At 62.7% G+C, this 17,570-nt stretch carries 11 protein-coding genes; 3 read left to right on the forward strand and 8 right to left on the reverse strand.

What is annotated here, in order from left to right; translation table 11 throughout:
* Positions 1–213: 213 nt before the first annotated feature.
* Both QQL64_RS10355 and hemE read left to right on the forward strand, forming a co-directional pair.
* On the forward strand, positions 214–477 hold the full coding sequence (locus QQL64_RS10355) for a WGR domain-containing protein (protein ID WP_284399743.1): 264 nt from the start codon (positions 214–216) through the stop codon (positions 475–477).
* The gene (gene hemE / locus QQL64_RS10360; protein ID WP_284398970.1) at positions 478–1,548 is read left to right on the forward strand and encodes a uroporphyrinogen decarboxylase; all 1,071 of its coding nucleotides are present in this window, start codon (positions 478–480) and stop codon (positions 1,546–1,548) included. It begins immediately after the preceding gene.
* A 65-nt stretch (positions 1,549–1,613) separates the two neighbouring features.
* Here hemE and QQL64_RS10365 read toward each other — a convergent pair whose 3' ends face one another.
* Positions 1,614–3,044 carry a sugar porter family MFS transporter gene (locus QQL64_RS10365; protein WP_284398972.1) on the reverse strand — a complete coding sequence of 477 codons (1,431 nt, stop codon included), beginning with the start codon at positions 3,042–3,044 and terminating at the stop codon, positions 1,614–1,616.
* Between the two features lie 110 nt (positions 3,045–3,154).
* Positions 3,155–5,092 (reverse strand): DNA repair helicase YoaA, encoded by a 1,938-nt coding sequence (gene yoaA, locus QQL64_RS10370; RefSeq protein WP_284398975.1) that lies wholly within the window; start codon positions 5,090–5,092, stop codon positions 3,155–3,157.
* A 112-nt stretch (positions 5,093–5,204) separates the two neighbouring features.
* Here yoaA and QQL64_RS10375 point away from each other — a divergent pair, with 112 nt between their 5' ends.
* Complete coding sequence (locus tag QQL64_RS10375; protein ID WP_284398978.1) at positions 5,205–5,594, forward strand: MAPEG family protein; 390 nt, start codon at positions 5,205–5,207, stop codon at positions 5,592–5,594.
* 44 nt (positions 5,595–5,638) lie between these two features.
* On the opposite strand, the gene QQL64_RS10380 is transcribed toward QQL64_RS10375, so the two are convergent.
* The 6 genes from QQL64_RS10380 to hrpA all read right to left on the reverse strand — a co-directional run bounded on the left by QQL64_RS10380 (position 5,639) and on the right by hrpA (position 17,527).
* A complete protein-coding gene (locus QQL64_RS10380; protein ID WP_345782636.1) occupies positions 5,639–6,172 on the reverse strand; it encodes a tetratricopeptide repeat protein in 534 nt (177 codons plus the stop codon).
* Positions 6,173–6,174: 2 nt separating this feature from the next.
* A complete protein-coding gene (gene mrcB / locus QQL64_RS10385; protein WP_284398982.1) occupies positions 6,175–8,517 on the reverse strand; it encodes a penicillin-binding protein 1B in 2,343 nt (780 codons plus the stop codon).
* 135 nt (positions 8,518–8,652) lie between these two features.
* On the reverse strand, positions 8,653–9,492 hold the full coding sequence (locus tag QQL64_RS10390) for an SDR family oxidoreductase (protein ID WP_284398983.1): 840 nt from the start codon (positions 9,490–9,492) through the stop codon (positions 8,653–8,655).
* Complete coding sequence (locus tag QQL64_RS10395; RefSeq protein WP_284398985.1) at positions 9,489–11,177, reverse strand: tetratricopeptide repeat protein; 1,689 nt, start codon at positions 11,175–11,177, stop codon at positions 9,489–9,491. The genes QQL64_RS10390 and QQL64_RS10395 overlap by 4 nt, the downstream gene beginning before the upstream one ends.
* 81 nt (positions 11,178–11,258) lie before the next feature.
* The gene (locus QQL64_RS10400; RefSeq protein WP_284398989.1) at positions 11,259–13,382 is read right to left on the reverse strand and encodes a RelA/SpoT family protein; all 2,124 of its coding nucleotides are present in this window, start codon (positions 13,380–13,382) and stop codon (positions 11,259–11,261) included.
* A gap of 86 nt (positions 13,383–13,468) precedes the next feature.
* Entirely contained in the window at positions 13,469–17,527 is a 4,059-nt protein-coding gene (gene hrpA, locus QQL64_RS10405) for an ATP-dependent RNA helicase HrpA (RefSeq protein WP_284398991.1), read from the reverse strand.
* Positions 17,528–17,570: the final 43 nt, after the last annotated feature.

The following is a 17,570-nucleotide window of genomic DNA, read 5'->3' on the forward strand; positions in this document are numbered from 1 at the left end:
CGGATGGTGGGCAAACAGACCCGGCCCTTCGGGTTGCTGTTGAGTGGCCGTCATGCGGCAGCGCGCGGCTTGACTTGGCAGCCAGCCAAGCCTGCGCCACGCACTACCACCTGACGGCCACTCAACAGCAACGCGGGCTACGCGAATAGTGCGAACAGGCCCTAGAATGCTGTTTCTGCGGCATGACAGCCGCACCGTTCAACCATGGACGCCATGCGCCTCTATCTGCAAACCATGCCTGCCTCGGCCGAGGCGCCGCGTTATGTCCAGATCGTGCTGGAGCAGGATCTGCTCGGCGGCTGGACGCTCTACCGCGAATCGGGCACCCAGGGTGGCCGCGCGACGCTCAAGCGCGACCAATACCTGGAGCGCGACGAGGCCATCGCCGCCTTTGAGAAAATGCGCGACGCCCAAATCAAGCGCGGTTTCCGCGTGATGTTTGCCCAGGGCCTGGATGGCCCCCACGGACGCCGATAAATGTCTACCCCTTTGAAGAACGACCGCTTGCTGCGCGCCCTGCGCCGCGAGCCCATCGACACCACGCCCGTGTGGGTGATGCGTCAGGCCGGCCGCTACCTGCCGGAATACCGCGCCACCCGCGCCAAAGCCGGCAGCTTTATGGCGCTTGCGCAGAATCCGGAGCTGGCTTGCGAAGTGACGCTGCAGCCGCTGAAACGCTTCGAGCTCGACGCGGCGATCCTCTTCTCCGACATTCTCACCATTCCGGATGCGATGGGCCTTGGCCTGTCGTTCGCGCAGGGCGAAGGCCCGCAGTTCGCACGCCCGGTGCGCAGCCGTGCCGATGTGGAACGGCTCGGCGTACCGGATATGGAAAGCGAGCTTCGCTACGTGATGGATGCGATACGGCTGATTCGCCGCGAACTCGACGGTCGCGTGCCGCTGATCGGCTTCTCCGGCAGTCCGTGGACGCTCGCCTGCTACATGGTAGAAGGCGAAGGTTCACGTGACTTCGCCACCGTGAAAGCGATGTGCTGGAACGAACCTGCGCTGGCACACAAACTACTCGACACATTGGCGCGATCCGTCGCGGCTTACCTCATCGCGCAAGCGGCAGCAGGTGCACAGGCGCTGATGGTGTTCGACACCTGGGGCGGCCTGCTCACTCCTTCGGCATTCCGAGAATTTTCGCTGCACTACATGGCGCGGGTCGTCGAGGTACTCCAGGCGGATGTGCACGCACGTGACCTGCCGGTGGTTCTTTTCTCCAAAGGCGCCGGCGCGCATCTCGCCGAAATGGCCGACACGGGCTGCGCCGCACTTGGCGTGGACTGGACCGTCGATCTAGACGTTGCGCGTAGCGCCGTCAACGGCAAAGTCGCCCTGCAAGGCAACCTCGATCCTGCTGTGCTGCGCGCCAGTCCGGAGATCATTCGTCGCGAAGTGCGCAACGTGCTCGACAGCTATGGCCCTCATCCAGGCCATGTCTTCAATCTCGGTCACGGCATCACGCCGGAGGTCGATCCCGAGCACGTCAAAGTGCTGGTGGATGAAGTGCACGCTTACAGTCGCACTCTTCACGACGCCTGAAACGAACCCCTCCCCCGCAAGCAGTTGGAGGGGTGGTCAAAGCTGATGCAACGAAACCGTTAGCATCAAGCGTGCATATCTTCCAACTCGATACCTCGTGTCTCGCGCACGGCGCGCATCACAAACAGCAGCGAGAGCAAGGCGAAGAACGCATACAAGCCATAAGCGAAGCTAAGACCGACCTGCGCCAGCCACGGGAAAGTACTGGTGATGGCGAAGTTCGCCAGCCATTGCGCGGCTGCAGCCACAGCAAGCGCGATAGCGCGTATCCCGTTGGGGAACATTTCGCCGAGCAGCACCCACACCATCGGACCCCAGCTGAGGCCGAAGCACACCACGTAGGCATTGGCCGCAATCAGCGCGATGACACCCCACGGCGCGGGCAGGCTCAACGTCGCACCGCTGCCGGTAGCTTGCGAGAAGCACCAAGCCATCAATCCCAACGTGACAGCCATGCCGGCCGAACCGATCAGCAATAGCGGCTTGCGACCAATCTTGTCGACCAGAGCGATGGCTACCAACGTCACCAATACGTTGACGATGGAGGTGGCAACCGTCAGCGAGAAGGAATCGGCCTCGCTGAAGCCCACTGAATGCCATAGCGTCGACGAGTAATAGAAGATGACGTTGATGCCAACGAACTGCTGGAACACCGACAACAGAATGCCGGTCCACACGATCGGCAGCAGGCCTGCGCGCGGACCGCGAAGATCGCGCAAGGTCGGGCGATATTCCGCGCGCAGACTATGCGCAATATCGTTGACCTTGGCATCCAACGCCGTATCGCTGTGCAGATCCAGCACTTTCGCGAGTACTACGCGCGCTTCCGCAAGGCGTCCGCGCGCCACGAGATACCGTGGCGATTCCGGCACGCCCATCACCAGCACGCCATAGATAAGCGCCGGCAAGGTAGCGACCAGGAACATCCAACGCCATGCTTCCAGCCCCAGCCAAAGCGTCTTGGCTGCACCGCCCGCCGTACTGGCCAACCACGCATCGCTAAGCAAGGCCACGAAAATACCCAGCACGATGGCCAGCTGCTGCATGGAGCCCAAGCGCCCACGCACATTCGCCGGCGAAACTTCCGCGATATAAGCCGGCGCGATCACCGACGCCATACCGACACCGATACCGCCGACCACGCGCCACAGCACCAGATCCCACACGCCGTGCACCAGTCCGGAGCCGATAGCGCTCATCACCAGAAACAGCGCCGCCACCTGCATGGTGCGTACGCGGCCCAGCCGATCCGCGAGCGGACCGGCGTACCACGCACCGAGCGCCGAGCCGAGCAAGGCGCAGGACACCGCAAACCCAATCTCTCCCGCGCCAAGGCCAAAACCATGACGCACCGCATCAACCGCACCGTTGATCACCGCCGTATCGAAGCCGAACAGGAATCCACCGATCGCCGCAGCTGCAGCAATCAGCACCACCCTCGCCGTGGTGCGCGCCCCTTCGTCCTGCCCGGTCGTCGTCGTTGTATTTAGATTCATGGATCATGCTCCCCGCATGATGGTCAAGTGGTTGCCGATTCTGCGTGCGCGCGTATGACCTGTCCGCCTGAATACGTATGCATGGCAGAAACTAGCATGCCCGTGACTTGCTAGTTGTTGGCATGCTCCAACGAATCTTCAAAAAACGCCTGCACGCCGGCGAGATCCCGCGTGCGTGGCATCGGCGGCAGGCTGGCGAGAAACAAGCGCCCATAACCCTTGCTGGTAAGGCGCGGATCGCACAGCACCAGCACACCGCGATCGTGCACGTCGCGAATCAGTCGGCCCGCGCCCTGCTTCAACGCAATCACCGCAGCGGGTACCTGCCAGCCCATAAAGGGGTTGATCCCTGCCTGCTCCAACGCTTCCAACCGAGCCTGCAGCACCGGATCATCCGGCGCCGCGAAGGGCAGCTTGTCGATCACCACCACGGACAACGCTTCGCCCGCTACATCCACGCCTTCCCAGAAACTGGCCGCGCCGAGCAACACGCCATGACCGCTGGCGCGAAACTCCTCCAGCAGCTGATGTCGCGGCGCGCTGCCTTGCACGAACAACGGCCACGGCACGCGATCGGCCAGCAGCTCGGCGGCACGACGCAAGGCACGATGTGAAGTAAACAGCAGGAACGCGCGGCCATTCGATGCCTGCAACACCGGCAACACCGCGTCGATCACTCGTTCGGTGTAATCGCGCGCGGCAGGATCGGGCAATCCATCCGGCATGTAGCAGAGCGCTTGCCGCGCATAATCGAAGGGGCTTTCAAGGCTCAGCGTCTGTGGATCGTCCAGCCCGAGCTGGCGTGCAAAATGCTCGAAGTGCCCGGCGACCGACAAGGTGGCCGAGGTATGGATCCATGCGGCGTGCGTGCGCTCACGCATGGTACGCAGGGGCGCTGCCAGATCCAGCGGCGTGGCATGCAACGCAAAACCGCGCGGGAACAATTCATACCAGCGCACATCCTGTTCGGAATGCGCTTCGGCAATCCGGTCGAGGCGTTCGCTCAAACTAGCGGCGCGTTCGTGCACATTCATCAAGCCGCGCGAGCGCTCGGCTTGCGAGGCGAGCACGTCCGTCAGCGCGGCAAGCAATTCGCCCAGATCGCGCAACGCCGCCGGTACACCTTCGCGCTGAAGCAGTTCGTTGAACGACCCGCGCAACGGCAACGGATCGAGCGCGAGGCGAAGCTTGCGCACCGAATCCTGCAGCGCCTCGACCGGTTCCAGCAGCAAACCGATCGCACCGGTGATGCCGTTGCATTCGGCTAACGCATCCTGCGCCAGCTCGCTGAGCTGCCTCGCACTGAGGCTTTGCGAGAAGAACTGACCGGCAAGCTCCGGAATCTGATGCGCTTCGTCGAGAATAAATGCCTGCGCGCCCGGCAAAATCTCACCAAAGCCCTCCTGCTTCAACGCTAGATCGGCAAACAGCAAGTGATGGTTGACCACCACCAGATCCGCCTCCTGCGCCTCGCGCCGCGCCGCCACCACGTGGCAATCGTCATAGAACGGACATTCCACGCCGAGGCAGTTTTCAGGTGTGGAGGTAACGCGCAGCCAAAGCGGCGAATCTTCCGGTACTTCCGCCAGCTCCATGCGATCGCCGCGACGCGTGCGCGCGGACCAGGCGCGGATGGCCGCCAAATGCCCCGCCTGGTTCCGATCGAAGCTCGCACCTTCGCGCACCGTCTGGTCGAGTCGGTACAAGCACAAATAATTGGCGCGCCCTTTCAGCAAGGCCGTCTTCAAGCGCGCGCCGAGCACCGAGCGCACCTTGGGCAAATCGCGAAAGAACAGCTGATCCTGCAGCGCCTTGGTGCCGGTCGACACGATCACACGCTCGCCCGACAACATCGCCGGAACCAGATAGGCGTAGGTTTTTCCGGTACCGGTGCCGGCCTCCGCGATCAGCGTTTCGCATTCGGCGATAGCGTGATGTACAGCCCGCGCCATCGCCTGCTGCGCGGGACGAGGCAAGAAATTCGGCAACTCGCGGGCAAACGGGCCGTCGGCGCCGAGCAGCGCGCCGATGTCATCGGGGTCGGTCATTGCCGCAGTATCGCGCAGCACGGCCATATGGGGAAATGTGTCACGTATTCAGCGCTAGCGCGAAGAACTGCCGAGGTTCACTATCGCGTCATCACCACGGGGGAGAAGCACCATGAATGTCGAGTTGCAGATGCTGGTGTGGAGTGTCGTGCTGGGGTTGGTGCAAGTCGTGGTTGCCGCCACGGGCGTGACCGGACAACGCGGATTGGATTGGGCTGCCAGCGCACGCGACGCTACACCCACACCTCTCACGGGCGTGGTGGCACGACTGGATCGTGCAAGGGCGAATTTTATGGAGACTTTCGCGCTCTTTGCTGCGGTTGTGCTTGCTGGTTGTATTTTGCAGCGGCATACCGCAACGACGGTGTTGGGTGCGCAGCTTTATTTCTGGGCGCGACTGATCTATGTGCCTGTGTATGCGCTGGGCATTCCGTATCTGCGCACTTTGATCTGGTCCGTGAGCATCGTGGGCATCGCGATGTTGCTCATTTCGCTGTTCTGAGTTGGCGCGAGGAGTAAATCCTCGCGCTCCCTCGACGACGCGCATCAGTAACGCTGAATCCCCGGCTCACGACATTCTCCGACCCACTTGATCGCCGCCGCAGCCCCCGCCGCATCATTGGCATGCTGACGAATCTCGACGATGGTCTGCCAATTGCGCGCGCACAACGGCCCCTGCTTTGAACCCAGCGACCAGGACTGGTGCGCAAGCTTTTCGGCCATGTCGTAGTTGCCCATATAGATGGCCAATTCAGCGCGATCCTGCAGCACGCCAGGCGAATCGGGATTTAGTTTCAGTGCCCGATCCAGCTTGGCAGCAGCAGAGTCGTACTGGCCGTTGCGCTCATCATCTCGCGCACCATCCTGCAAGGCGGTAATACCGGGATCGCTCAGCGGATGCACGTTGATGACCGATTTATCGCGCTCACCCGCAGCCTGAATATCCGCCACCATCGCCGCGTTGGACTTTACTGACGGTCTCGGCGCTTCAGGCATAGGCTGTGCGCAGGCGGTTAGCAGTGCACCCGCCACGGCGGCAGGCATGAAAGGCGTAAGTAAGCGTGACGAACGGAATTGCATGATCATTCTCGGGTTACGGTGGTTACGGTAGGGGCAGTGGAGGCTGGCGCGGGATCGCCCTGGCCGGAGCCGAACAGATTACCGACCTTTTGCCAGAAACACCCCTCCGAATCCGTCGCCAGCGAACCGGCAATCACCGGCACCTGCTTGGCGCCCTGGCATTGCGGATCGCTGCGCTTGCCGTCGGCAGGATTAATCCAAGCCATTTCCAGCCCCTCACCCGGCGCTGCCGAAAGCGGCTCCGTGGGCAATTTGCGGAACAACTCCTGCCAGCCACGCATAGCGCCGGTCGCGCCGAACAGATGGCTAGGCTTGTTGTCATCGCGGCCCATCCAGAACACCGCCAGACGATCACCCGTGAAACCAGCGAACCAGCTGTCACGAAGATCGTTGCTGGTGCCGGTCTTGCCGGCGGTATGCAGCCACGCCAGGTTCGAGTCGCCCAATGCGTGTGCGGTACCGTACACCGCTACCTGCTGCATGGCCCATGTCATCAAGCGCACTGCCGGCTGGTACTCGCCCTGCCCGCTCTGCACTTCGTAACGCTTGACGGTGCGGCCATTGCCATCGACCACGCCGCTGACCGCGAGCAGCGGCAACGCGTGTCCATCGGACGCCAGATACTGATACAGCTGTGCGACCTGGACCGGCGCCAGATCGATCGCGCCGATCAGCAGTGAGGGCCCAGGCTGGATGGTGGTAAGACCGAACGAGTCGAGAAACGACTTGATGCGCGGCACACCCACATCCAGGCCAAGATGGATGGTGGCGAGGTTCCACGAATTGGCCAGCGCATCCACCATCGGCACCATGCCGTGGCTCTGGTTGTCGTCGTTGTGCGGCGTCCACGGCGTGCCGTCGGGCTGGCGCATGCTGATCGGTGAATCGTCCAGTGCCGTGGCGAGATTCCATCGCTCGGGCTGGGTCAGCGCCACCAGATAGACGAATGGCTTGATGGTCGAGCCGATCGGCCGCTGCGCGTCCAGCGCGCGATTGAAGCCCTGGTCGCCGGGCAATTTGCTGCCGACGACGGCAAGCACGCTGCCGGTCTTGGCATCGGTGACCACGGCCGCAGCCTGCGTATCGGCGCCGCGCTTGCCCAGGTTTTTGATCGCCGTGTCGATCGCCTGCTCGGTGTAGAGCTGTGCCGCCGGATCGAGTGTGGTGAAGATAGACAGATTGCCCTGCTGCAAGGTCTCTTCGTCGAAATCATTGGTGATCTGCGCGCGCACCAGCTGCATAAAGGCCGGGAAACGATCGTGCGGCAACTGACCGTCTTCGATAACACCCAACGGCGTGGCCTGCGCGGCACGCGTCTGTTCGGGTGTCAGCAGGCCCGTGCTGGCGAATTGATCGAGCACGAGATTGCGCCTGGCCAGTGCGCGATCAGGGTACCGGCGCGGATCGAACTGGCTCGGCCCTTTCACCAGGCCGACCAGCAAGGCGACTTCCTGCGGACGCAGGTATTCCAGGCGACGACCGAAATAGAACTCCGACGCAGCGGCAAAACCGCGCACTGCCTGACTACCCTGCTGACCGAGGAATACTTCGTTGATATACGCCTCGAGGATGCGCGATTTGCTGTAGTGCATCTCCAGCAACACCGACATCAGCGCCTCGTTCAACTTGCGCCCCATGTTCTGATCGCGGCTTAGAAACAGATTGCGCACGAGCTGCTGGGTAATCGTGGAAGCGCCCTGCACGGTATGTCCCGCGCGCAAATCGGCGAAGGCAGCACGCAGGATGGCAGTGAAATCGATGCCGATATGATGTTTGAAATCGCGGTCTTCCACCGCCTGCAAACCCGATACAAGCAAGGGTGGCACATCGTTCAACTGCACGATGCGTCGCTCCTCCTGCTTGGAGCCGTATACGGTGGCGATGCGCGCCGGATCCAGATGCGTTTCGCGCAACGATTTATCGGTGCCCAGATCCGTCACCGACTGCACCGTGCCCTGACCCAAGGTCACGCGTATGCGCTTGGGCAACTCGCCGCCATCGGGACCGGCGTAGCCACGCGATGAAATCAAATAGCTACCGCCTTGCCTGGCCCAGCTGCCCGGCACCTGACCATGACCGTCGGCGACATAGCCGCCGAAGGTCAACTCCACTTCGAGCGCGGCCGGTGTCATCGGTATGCCCGAGGCAAGACGCAGAGGCTGCGAGTACACGCGCGTCGGTACGGCGAAGACAAGATCGTTGAAACGATCCTGTACGCGCTTGTTGAGGATCATCGAGTACGGCAGCAGGAAACCGAAGAACAGTCCCGTACAGACCCAGAATGGAATGCGCAGCCACGGCCAGCACGCGCTTGCGATCGATCGAATTCGGTTCAGAAAGTCCAACGCGGGGATATCCAGTGCAAAGGTGGGCGGGTTAGGCGTGGTCGGATCATAGGACCCGCCACCCGGCGGCCGGATGAACACGGACCACCCGAGCGTGGCATAACAGGGGCGGCGTGCGGCCTTTGTGCAGACAGATCAAGCCGAGGGCTGCCAGCAGTCCGCATCCGGGCGAAAGGGCCGTGGATTGACGCCTAGCAGCCGGATGACGTCCGTATTGTCGGCGATGAGATCGGCCTCCAAACGGCTCAGCGGACCGCGTAACCGCGGCACCCCATGGCGAGCCAGACGCAGCGACCATCCCGGCAAGGGAAGCGGCAACGTATCGACCGGCAAGCTGCGGCGTACGCGCGCGAACATATCGCTTACCGGCAGACGCTCGCCGCCGCCCATGGGAAGAATTTTCATTGCAGATGCCGGCGTATCGAGTGCGGCCAGCGCGGCAAACGCCAAATCCTGCGCATGTACTGGTTGACGAATGCCTCGCCCAGCCGGCAACGGAAACACCCGGGTGCGCATCGCACGCTGCGCGATCGGTGTGAGGCTTTTGTCCAGACCCGCGCCATAGATAAGCGTGGGACGCAGCACCGTCCATTCACTGCCATGCCGCGCACACGCGGCGGCCAATGCATTTTCGCCATCGCGTAGCTGTTGCGACAGCTCACGCTCGGCAGGCACTTCTGAAGTCCGCTTGCTTTCCGCACTCATCGAACTGGTAGCGACGACACGCGGTGCATGCGGCAGCTTGGCGCCACCCAGCCAATCGGCGAACGGTTGCAACGGACCAAAGCTGAAAATGGCGGAAATGCCGTCGACCGCAGGCACGCTGTCGGGAAGACCACCGGTGACCCACGTCACGCCCGGTGTCGATGGACGTGGCACGCGACTCAAAGCCACCACAGTTTCATCGCGCGCAGCAAGCAATGGCAGCAGGTAGTGCCCGATCTGGCCGCTTCCGCCGAACACCAATACCGTCATCCACCACCCTGCATGCGCACGGTGAGCTGCTGCACACGCTGATCGTTCGGCATCAGCTTGCGCCCCTGTTCCAGCGATTGCGCGGCATTGTTGCGATCGCCGCTGTCGAGCTGCCGCTCGGCCTGATCCACCCACGCATCGACAAGCCGCTGACGCGACTGCAACAACCCGGCGTCACCCGGCGAAAGATTGTCCAGCGCATCGAGCAAGCTGCCTGCTTTATTGAGATTGCCCGCGCTCAACGCCTGATTGAATTGCCGCACCACCAGGCCGGAAAGTCCTTGCAAACCAGCCAGCGCCGCCTGGTTGTTGCCATCGATGGCCAGCGCCCCACGATAAAGATCGTAAGCGCAGTCACCCGGCGGCGACATGATGTTGCCGCGCTCGGCGGCGAGCTTCGCCTGCTGCACCATGTTCGCAACTTGCACTTGCTGTTGCGGTGTCAGAGTGGCCGACGGTGTCGTCGCCGTGGTGTCGTTGTCATTCGCGCTCGACGCCTCGGGTTGACCGAGTCGCGCGCGTGCAGCCACCAGGTCGGCCGACTTCGGCGAGAGGGCCGCCGCCTGACCGAGCAATTGCCTTGCCTGATTCGTATCGCCGCTATCGATCGCTGCATTCGCCTGCACGATCAAGGCTTCGGCAACTTGACCCAGTCCTGCCTTGGCCTGCGGATTGTCAGGATCGATCGCCAGCGCAGCCTTGAAATGCGCCAGCGCCGTGTCGTCGCCATCACCGGCGATACGCCCGGCACGCAGTGCGTCGTTGCCTTGGTTGATCGCATCGGTGAGCGTACTGCTCGCCTGCGTCTGCAACGCCGCCAGTGAGGCGCGCAACGTCGGTAGTTGCGCATAGTTGGGCAACACGGCAGCCAAGTGGTCGATGCCCGTGGTGGCGGTGGCAACATCCTTTGCATCCAGCGCTTTCTGAATCTGAGCAGCAAGCGCGTCGCCGACCTGATCTAGACCATGCCGGGCCACGGCATTGTCTGAATCGGCCGCCAGCACGCGTTGATACAGCGCTGCAGCACCATCGGGACCATCCAGCTTGCCATCGGACAAGGCTTGCTGCGCCTGGGCTATCAACGTTCCCGTTTGCCCCGTCGTCGCCTGCGCTTTGGCAATCGCCTGTGTAAGGCGATCCACATCGCTTCCACCACCGAGCAATTCGCGTGCATTCGTCAACGCCTGCCCGGCTTCATCCAGACGGCCAGCCTGCAACGCCGCATCGGCACGCGCGATTTCGGCACGGCCCACATCGTTGAGCCCCTGCCGTGCACTGTCGTTGTCGGGCTGCAGCGCGCGTGCCGCTTCGAACAGCTCGCGCGCACTGGTGCCATCGGTGCCATCGAGATGACCTTGCTGCAGAGCCGTCTGCGCGCGCTGCAAGACATCGTCGAAATCTGTGTGCGGAATCAAACCACGCAAGCGATTCTGGTTAATCCAGAGCCCCCCGATCGCTGCCAGCAGCAATACGATCAACACCGGCATCCACCAGCCGCGCGGACTCTTGCGCTTTTTTTTGCCTGGCGTCGTCTGGCGGCGATAACCGGGTTCGACGTTCATCCGCGGCAAACCGTCGCTCGGTTCGGCGGACGGGCGCGGTTTATCCAGGTGGTCAAGATCACCCAGTTTCGGTTCGGTACGGCCGTTATATCCGGGATCGTTCGGGGGGCGGTTTCCGCTCATGGCTCGCGAGCTGGCAAGTGAACGCTTGCAGCTTAACATTGCGCCATCGACCCGCGCTGGCGGCAGAATGTTGCGTTCAGCCTACCCCGCCCCGACCCTCCGCGCCTCCACCACATTCGGCAGCGCCGCCAAACGATCCAGCAGCGTCGACAACTGCTCAAAATCCCGCACCCGCAGGGTGTAACGCATCTCCACCTCCCCGGTTCGCGCAAACAGCCGGCTGGAGGAAGCAATAATCCCGATATTGGCGTTGCTGATCACACCCACCACGTCCTTCTGCAGCCCCTTGCGATCATACCCATTGAGCTGGATGGTCACCTCGTAAGCCTGCGCAGCAGCGTGCCCCCAGCTCACCTCGATCACCCGATCCGGATCGCGCCGCGCCAGCCGTGCCAGGCTGGTGCAGTTGGCGCGATGCACCGATACCCCGCGCGTGCGCGTAATAAAGCCGCGCACCGGATCACCCGGCAGCGGCTGGCAACAACGCGCCAACACCGTGAGCAGATTGCCTACACCCTCGATACTGATCGCACTGTGATCGAACACCGTCGGTCGCGCCGTCGTAGGCACGCTCGGCGGCTCAGGCGGTTGCTGCGACTCCTGCAGCACGCGCGCTACCTGGCCCGGGCTGATTTCGCCCAGGGCAAGCGCAATCAACAATTCGTCGTGCGTCTGCAGATTGAACAACGCGGGCAGCTTGGTGTGGTCCGTGTCCAGCATCGCCAGACGCTTGAGCTCGCGCTCGAACAAGGTGCGACCTGCCGAAAGATTGGCGTCGTGCGCACTGCGCCGGAACCAGGCGCGCACTTTGTCGCGTGCACGGCTGGTGTTGAGATAGCCATGATGTGCGGAAAGCCAGTCGCGGCTCGGCTCGGCGATTTTGGCGGTGAGAATTTCCACGCGATCGCCGCTATGCGGCTGATGCGTCAACGGCACGATGCGGCCATTGACCTTGGCACCGCGGCAGCGATGACCCACCTCGGTGTGCACGTGGTAAGCGAAGTCGAGCACGGTCGCGCCATGCGGCATGTCGACGACTTCGCCTTTGGGAGTCAGCACATAGACACGATCTTCAAGCAGTTCGGTTTGCAGTTCTGCTGCGAGCTCGCCGTCATCGCTACGCGGCTCCAGCAATTTGCGCATCCAGGCGATCTTCGCCTCGAAATCCGCATCGCCGCTGCCACCTTCCTTGTAGCGCCAATGCGCGGCCACGCCGAGTTCGTTGGCGCGGTGCATGTCGTGTGTGCGGATCTGCACTTCCAGCGTCTTGCTGTGTGGACCGATCACCGCCGTGTGCAGCGAGCGATAACCGTTGCTCTTGGGCCGTGCCACGTAATCGTCGAACTCGCCCGGCAGATGCGGCCACAGCGCATGCACTACGCCGAGCGCGCCATAGCAATCGGCGACGCTATCGACCAGCACGCGCACCGCGCGAATATCGTAGAGGTCGGAAAACTCGACTGCCTTGCGCTGCATCTTCTTCCAGATGGAAAAGATGTGTTTGGGGCGTCCGGCCAGGTCGGCATGGATATCCGCCTCCTGCAGCGCGTCGCCCAGTTCAGACAGCGTTTCGCGGATAAAGCTCTCGCGATCGCCGCGACGCTCGTCCAACAGTTTGGCAATCCGCTTGTAGATATCGGACTGCAGGTAACGGAACGCCAGATCTTCCAGCTCCCACTTCAACTGCCAGATACCAAGCCGGTTGGCGAGCGGTGAATGGATGTCGCGTGTCAGGCGCGCCAGTTCCTGCCGTTCGCCTTCCGGCAAGGTGCTGGCGGCACGCATTTTTGCCAGTTGCCGCGCCAGCAGAATGAACACCACGCGCAGATCGCGGATGATCGCCAGCAATAGCCGCCGCAGACCTTCGGAGCCACCCTCCGGGGGCCGCTGCGCATGCAGTGCCCAAACGCGTTCCGCGGCCATCTGTCCGGCAACCAGTCGTTGCAACTCTTCCTTCAACGAGGCCGCGCGCTGCTCCCACACCAGGGGATGGCGATGCGCCACGTCGAACCAAAGCGCTGCCGCTTGGGTCTGTGCATCGCAGCCGAGCATGGCGAGCAGATCGAGTACATCACCGCACTCGCGTTCGTTGACGCCGTGTTGCTCGCATACGGCGAGGACCTCGGCCAACACGGCGGGCAGTTCGCCCGCGCGCGACTGCCACGCCACTAAGTGCCCGGCAGCAGTGGGGGAGGCATGAACCATGTTGCGATGTTCCCGTACGTCACGGCATGCGGATCATGCCGTGCATGCAGCCAGCATACCGCTTGGTGGATCGCCAGGGGATAGGTTCAGCGTATCGTTTCGAGCGCTTTCGCCAGCCGTTTGGGCGATACCGGCTCGGCGGTCTTCAGCTCCTGCGCGAACAACGACACCCGCCACTCCTCGATCAGCCAGCGCAGCTCGTCCAGCCCGAGATCGCCGGCCGAACGATGGTTGAGGTATTCGCGCCAGTAAGGCAGCACCTGCAGCATGCGTTGCTGATCTCTGGCCGGGTCCTGGCGCAGACGTTCGGCGCGCAGGCGCATGGCTTTTAGATAGCGGGGAAAGTGGGTCAGCCGCGCAGTCGGCAAATCGCGCAGGAACCCCGGTGCGAGCAAGCCATCGAGCTGTTCATCGAGATCGTCGTAGCTGGCACGGGCGAAGCCGAGCAACGGCGGTTGCAGCCAAGGCTTCAACTCGGCTTGCGCCTCGATGATCGGCTCGGCCAATTTGAGCCGCTCAACCGCTGCCGCGAACAACTCGCGTGCAGCATGGGTTCGCAATACCTCGAAAGCAGCTGCACTGCGCACATTCAAATGCTGCGTGGCGAGCAGATCGGTAAAGCCGCCTTCGGTCAGATCGTCGCGCAGACCGTCGATGCTGCCGAGCGGGGCATACTTGAGCGACAACGCGTTGGCGATCGGCAGACGCCGGCGCGCCTGCTTCATGTCGCTGGCCAATGCATGGCGCAGCAAGCGTTCCACACCCTGGATATGCGCAGCTTTTGCTTCATCGCTACGCTCGAAGACACGTAACGCGACCGCATCGCCAAGATCGACCAAAGCAAGAAAAGCCAAAAGCCCACCGTCTGAACGCACTTGCTCGGGAATTTCTTCGAAATCCCAGCTCGTGACGTCTTCGCGGGTGAGTTCGATATCCGTCTTGCGCGAAAACGCCTCGCGCGCCTGCCCTTCCCATTGCCCGCGCAGTGCCGACAAATCGCGACCACTGGCGAGTGTGTGGCCTTTGTCGTCGTGCAAGCGATAGCGCATGGCAAAGTGCGGTGGAAGTGCAACGGGCGCAAAATCGCTTGCGTTGATCTCTACGCCGGTCGTGCGTCGCAGAAAGGTTGCCAGTGCCTTCGTCAACGATTCATCGCGCGGCGATTCGGCTTCGACAAAGGCGCGTGCAAAATCCGGTGCGGGCACGAAGTTGCGGCGCAACGACTTGGGCAACCCGCGAATCAACTCGGCAACTTTTTCGCCAAGCAAGCCCGGCACCAGCCACTCGCAACGAGCGGTCGGCAACGCGTTGAGCATCGCCAACGGCAAGTGGAGCGTAACGCCGTCGGCATCGTCGCCGGGCACGAAGCGGTATTCCAATCGATAGCGCTGCGGTGGGATATCGAGCGATGCCGGAAACGCCTTGGGATCGAGCCCCGTACCGCCGACCATCACATCGTCGATCGACCAGCGCAGTGCGGCCTGTTCCGCCGGACGCGCATGCCGATACCAGGCGTCCAGCGCGCGGCTGCTCGCGATCTCCTGCGGTAGCTTGCCGCGGAAGAAATCGACCAGATCGTCTTCATGACGAATCAAGCCTTCGCGGCGTTGTTTCGCCTCGATGCCTTGTGCATCTTCGATCACCCGCTGATTGGCGCGCACGAAATCCGCCCGCGCTTCGAGGTCGCAACGCGCGATCGCTTCACGCAAAAAGATCCCGTGCGCCAGCGCCGGATCCTGCTGCTGGAACGTCACCGGCCGGCGCTCGACCAGCGCGAGTCCAAACAAGCTGACCTGCTCGTAAGCCACGACCGTGCCGCGCTTGCGCGACCAGTGCGCATCGCGGCAGGTGCTGCGCAACAGATGCGCAGCTTGCTGCTCGATCCACATCGGTTCGACGCGCGCACACATCATGCCCCATACGCGCCCACCGATATCGATGATCTGCGCTGCGAAGATCCAGTTCGGCGGAGTCTTGGCTAGCGCGGAGCCGGGAAACACCTGGAAACGCCGCTCGCGTGTGCTGCGATAAACGCCTTTCTCATCCTTGTGGCCGACTTGGGTGGGAAGACCGGCAAGCAGACTACGATGCACCGCTTCGTACAGCCGCTCCGCATCGTCACTCCCTCTCCCCTCCGGGGAGAGGGCTGGGGTGAGGGGCCGGGGCTTGCGGGAAGACACCTCCGTGCGGATCTTCTTAGCATTCTTTTCGCGCGCGTTGACGGTTGCTCGCGAGGTTGCCCCCTCACCCCAACCCTCTCCCCGAAGGGGAGAGGGAGCAGCGGCGCCAAGCTTCCAGCCGATCTCCTGCACCACCAGCAGCAATTGCCGATGCAATTCACGCCATTCGCGCATGCGCAGAAAGCTGAGGAAATGCCTCGTGCACCAATCGCGCAGCTTCGACTGGGTCAACTCCTCGTGCGCGCTGTCGTACTCGCGCCAAAGATTCAATACGCCGACGATGTCGGATTTGGGATCGGCAAATGCGGCATGCGCCGCATCGGCCTGTTGCCGCGCATCGGCCGGGCGCTCACGCGGATCCTGGATGCTGAGAAAAGCCACAACCACCAGCAACTCGCGCAGACTGCCCAGCTTCTCCGATTCGACCAGCATGCGCGCCAGCTGCACGTCGATGGGCAAGCGTGCGAGCGTGCGACCGATCGTGGTGAGCTGGCGCCTATCGTCGATGGCGCCGATTTCCGCCAAGCGGCGGTAACCGTCTGTCACTACGCGCGGATCGGGTGATTCCAGAAATGGAAACTCATCCACCTCGCCCAGCTGTAACGCCAGCATGCGTAAGATGACGTTCGCGAGCGAGGAACGCAGCAGTTCCGGATCGGTATAGGCAATGCGCGCGGCGTAATCGGCTTCATCGTAAAGGCGATAGCAGATGCCTGGGCCGATGCGACCGCATCGACCTTTACGCTGATCGGCCGCTGCCTGCGACACGGGTTCCACGTGCAGGCGTTCGAGCTGGCTGCGTTGGCTGTAGCGCTTCACGCGCGCGGTGCCGCTATCGATGACATAGCGGATGCGCGGCACGGTGAGTGAGGTTTCGGCCACGTTGGTAGCGAGCACGATCCGTCGTTTCGGCCCAGGCTTGAACACGCGGTCCTGGTCGGTGGCCGACAAGCGGGCGTACAACGGCATGATTTCCGTTTCGCGATACTGCCGGCGCGAAAGCAGCAAATGCGCATCGCGGATCTCGCGCTCGCCAGGCATGAACACCAGCACGTCACCGCGCGGATCGTCATGGGTGATTTCATCCAGCACGGCGGCGACATGCTCGGCGCCACCTTGCTGCATGTCGCTACTGCGCTGATTGCGGCGCGCAGCCACCTCGTCGGTGGAACGCCATCGCACTTCCACGGGATACGCACGCCCCTCCACCGACACCACCGGCGCGTTGCCGAAGTGTTCGGCGAAGCGCGCGGTGTCGATCGTCGCCGAGGTGACGATGATCTTCAGATCCGGCCGCTTTACCGCCAGCCGTTTGAGATAACCGAGCAGGAAATCGATATTGAGGCTGCGCTCATGCGCCTCGTCGATGATGATCGTGTCATACGCTGACAACCACGGATCGCCCTGCGTTTCGGCGAGCAGAATGCCGTCGGTCATGAACTTGATCAGGCTTTGCTCGGAGACCTGATCGGTAAAACGCACCTGGAAGCCGACCTTGTCGCCCAGTGGTGTGTTGAGTTCCTCCGCCACGCGACGCGCCACCGAGCGCGCGGCCAGACGGCGCGGCTGGGTGCAGCCGATCAGGCCTGCCTCGCCGCGCCCGGCCGCCAGACACAGTTTGGGCAACTGGGTGGTTTTGCCCGAGCCAGTCTCGCCAGCGATCACCACCACCTGATGCTCGCGGATCAGTTCGACGATTTCCTCCGCTCGCGCCGTGATCGGCAGCGATTCGTCCAGCCGGATCGGTGGCTTGCTCCGCGCACGTCGCTGCCGCCGCTCGGCAGAAGCGGCGATATCGGCGGCTAGCGTCTCTAGCTTTTTCGCGTCCGGGCGGCGCGACAGCCCGCGCCAACGGCCCAGCAGACGGCCGAAATCACGGCTGGAAACCGCATCCAGCGATTTGCGCAAGGCACGCAGGTGGGCTTCTGGGGAGACGGCGGGGATGTTGGGCTTCGTATCACTCATGCAGACGTACATGATAGCCGGAGGCTATCGCCGGCATCTGCAC

Origin of the sequence: Dyella lipolytica, from assembly GCF_030160075.1 — a bacterium.
GTDB lineage: Bacteria > Pseudomonadota > Gammaproteobacteria > Xanthomonadales > Rhodanobacteraceae > Dyella_B > Dyella_B lipolytica.

Bases quoted from the DNA above. Each gene is read 5' to 3' on its own strand.
- QQL64_RS10355 (WP_284399743.1), top strand. From the start codon at position 214: ATGCGCCTCTATCTGCAAACCATGCCTGCCTCGGCCGAGGCGCCGCGT.
- hemE (WP_284398970.1), top strand. From the start codon at position 478: ATGTCTACCCCTTTGAAGAACGACCGCTTGCTGCGCGCCCTGCGCCGC.
- QQL64_RS10365 (WP_284398972.1), bottom strand. From the start codon at position 3,044: ATGAATCTAAATACAACGACGACGACCGGGCAGGACGAAGGGGCGCGC.
- yoaA (WP_284398975.1), bottom strand. From the start codon at position 5,092: ATGACCGACCCCGATGACATCGGCGCGCTGCTCGGCGCCGACGGCCCG.
- QQL64_RS10375 (WP_284398978.1), top strand. From the start codon at position 5,205: ATGAATGTCGAGTTGCAGATGCTGGTGTGGAGTGTCGTGCTGGGGTTG.
- QQL64_RS10380 (WP_345782636.1), bottom strand. From the start codon at position 6,172: ATGCAATTCCGTTCGTCACGCTTACTTACGCCTTTCATGCCTGCCGCC.
- QQL64_RS10390 (WP_284398983.1), bottom strand. From the start codon at position 9,492: ATGACGGTATTGGTGTTCGGCGGAAGCGGCCAGATCGGGCACTACCTG.
- QQL64_RS10395 (WP_284398985.1), bottom strand. From the start codon at position 11,177: ATGAGCGGAAACCGCCCCCCGAACGATCCCGGATATAACGGCCGTACC.
- QQL64_RS10400 (WP_284398989.1), bottom strand. From the start codon at position 13,382: ATGGTTCATGCCTCCCCCACTGCTGCCGGGCACTTAGTGGCGTGGCAG.
- hrpA (WP_284398991.1), bottom strand. From the start codon at position 17,527: ATGAGTGATACGAAGCCCAACATCCCCGCCGTCTCCCCAGAAGCCCAC.